The organism is Mycobacterium sp. (genome assembly GCF_049585075.1).
Taxonomy (GTDB): domain Bacteria; phylum Actinomycetota; class Actinomycetes; order Mycobacteriales; family Mycobacteriaceae; genus Mycobacterium.
Genome location: NZ_JBAUZA010000082.1, coordinates 1 through 2634, shown reverse-complemented (window position 1 = coordinate 2634; position 2634 = coordinate 1). Strand labels below are relative to the sequence as shown.

The 2634-nt window shown below is 68.9% G+C and carries 2 protein-coding genes and 1 pseudogene; 2 read left to right on the top strand and 1 reads right to left on the bottom strand.

Annotation, left to right across the window (positions count from 1 at the left end):
* A pseudogene (locus tag WB785_RS03940) lies at nucleotides 1–382 on the top strand (transglycosylase family protein); the annotation flags it as partial.
* 15 nt (nucleotides 383–397) lie between these two features.
* Here WB785_RS03940 and WB785_RS03935 read toward each other — a convergent pair.
* A complete protein-coding gene (locus WB785_RS03935) occupies nucleotides 398–598 on the bottom strand; it encodes a hypothetical protein (RefSeq protein WP_424077384.1) in 201 nt (66 codons plus the stop codon).
* Nucleotides 599–674: 76 nt separating this feature from the next.
* Between WB785_RS03935 and WB785_RS03930 the strand changes: the two genes are divergently transcribed.
* On the top strand, nucleotides 675–2634 hold a 1960-nt coding region (locus tag WB785_RS03930; RefSeq protein ID WP_424077383.1), incomplete at its 3' end, for a helicase-associated domain-containing protein.

Genomic DNA, 2634 nt, shown 5'->3' with positions numbered 1-2634 from the left:
GGCCACGTTCGACGCACCGCCACCACCGGCCGACGCGCCGCCGCCACCGGCCCCGCCGGGGAATGACAGCGTGGATGTCCAAAAAGCCACCGCCGTCGCGCATTGGACGTTCGCCGACGACCCAGCGCCCATCCCGGGCCCGGGCCTGCCGACAGTTCCAGGGGTGCCGAGCGATCCGGCCGCCGCGGGTTCGGCGATACACGACCTTCAGGTGCCACCGCAGCTCGCACCCTTGCTAGATCCGGCGAACCTGCCCGACACCAGCAAAGGGCTGCCGGCGGCACCGCCGCAGAACATGGACCCGAGCTACGTCAAGGACCTGCTCAAAGCCATTCAGTCGCAGAGCGTGAACGGTAACCCCGCCCTGTCCTCGCTCGCGTAAACGGCGCAAATACGCCTAGCGGTTGACCTCGGTGACGGGGTGTAGGTACGGCAGCTCGTCAGCTGGCAGCGGGAAGACCACGTCGCCGTAGGGAGACAGTGCGCCTACCCGATCGGTTGCAAGCTCACTCACCGCGTGGTCGTCCGGGTTGGTCGTCGGCCAGCCCTTGTCGACGTAACGGGTCTTCTGCGCCTTGTTGTCAGCGTTGTCAGCCACGCGTGCCATTCTGACAGGTCTTATTCGCCGTCGCCTCGGGAGTCCTACTATCGCCGCTCCTTTACGCTGGTCAGCAATGACCGAACACACCGGGGGCATCCCGCTGGGGTCGTGGCTGGCCGACTTGCCCGACGAGCGGCTGATCCGTCTGCTGGAGCTGCGGCCCGACCTTGCCCAGCCGCCGCCGGGCAGCATCGCGGCTTTGGCCGCCCGCGCCCAGGCCCGCCAATCAGTGACGGCTGCCACCGACGAGCTGGACTTCCTGCGGCTAGCGGTGATCGACGCGCTGCTGGTTTTGCACGCGGATTCCGCGTCGGTGCCCGTTGCCAAGCTGCTGGCGCTGATCGACGGTCGAGCGGCCGAATCCGCGGTGCTCGGCGCCCTCGACGACCTCAAGGAGCGCGCGCTGGTTTGGGGTGACACCGAACTACGAGTCGCCCCCGACGCCGGTGCCGGGCTGCCCTGGCATCCCGGCCAAGTGACCTTGGAAGACGCTTCCCAGACCGGCGAGCAGATAGCCGAGCTGATTGACGGCCTGCACGATCCGCAGCGGGAACTGCTGGACAAGCTGCTGGAGGGGTCACCGTTGGGGCGTACCCGCGACGCCGCACCCGGGGCTCCCGCAGATCGGCCGGTGCCACAGTTGCTCGCGATCGGGCTTTTGCGCCGAATCGACGCCGACACGGTGATCCTGCCGCGCCATGTCGGGCAGGTGCTGCGCGGCGAGGTGCCCGGGCCAATGCAGCTGGCCGCGCCCGATCCCGTGGTTGCCACCGCCACGCGTGGTGACGCCGACGCCGCAGCCGCGGGTGCGGTCATCGACTTGCTGCGCGAACTCGATGTGCTGCTCGAAACACTGAGCGCGGCACCGATTTCCGAGCTTCGCAGCGGCGGCCTAGGGGTGCGTGAAATAAGACGACTGGCCAAGGTGACCGGTGTTGATGAGACCCGGCTGGGCTTGGTCCTCGAGCTGGCCGCTGCGGCGGGCCTGATCGCCTGTGGGCTACCCGATCCGCAACCTGCCAGCGGTGAGGCGCCCTATTGGGCGCCGACGGTGGCCGCCGACCGGTTCGACGAGGCATCCGCAGCCGACCGCTGGTATCTGCTGGCCAACACCTGGCTTGACCTACCGGCCCGTCCTGCGTTGATCGGGACTCGCAGCCCCGACGCCAAACCATATGCCGCGCTGTCGGATTCGCTGTATTCGACGGCCGCCCCACTGGATCGTCGGCTGCTGCTGGGCATGCTGGCCGAGCTACCTGCCGGTGCGGCGGTCGACAAGAACACGGCATCGGCAGCGTTGATCTGGCGGCGGCCGCGCTGGGCCAAGCGGCTCCAGCCCGCACAAGTGGCCGATCTGCTGGAAGAGGCGCACCTGCTCGGCCTGGTGGGCCGCGGCGCGATCAGCACGCCCGGCCGAGCGTTGGTCGACGGCGCTCATGCCGGAGACGCCGAGATTGTCGACGCGATGGCACGTGCCTTGCCTGCACCGATCGACCACTTCCTGGTTCAGGCCGACCTGACCGTCGTGGTTCCCGGGCCGCTCGAGCGTCATCTCGCCGAGGAGCTGGCGGCGGTGGCCACTGTCGAGTCTGCGGGCACGGCGATGGTGTACCGCGTCAGTGAGCAGTCCATCCGGCACGCGCTGGATATCGGCAAAACTGCCGATGAGTTGCATTCGCTGTTCGGAAGGCACTCCAAAACACCTGTGCCGCAAGGGCTGACCTACCTGATCGATGACGTGGCGCGCCGGCATGGGCAGCTGAGGATCGGCATGGCCACGTCGTTCGTGCGCTGCGAGGACCCGACGCTGCTCGCCCAGGCGGCGGCCTCCGGCGTAGCCCAAGCGCTGGGCCTGCGGGTGCTGGCTCCGACCGTGGCGATATCTCAGGCGCCGATCAGCGAAGTGCTCGCAGCCTTGCAGGACGCCGGATTCGCCCCGGCCGCCGAAGACTCCACCGGCACCATCGTCGACATCCGGGCCCGCGGGGCCCGGGTGCCCACCCCGCAGCGTCGACGGCCGCACCGCCCGATGC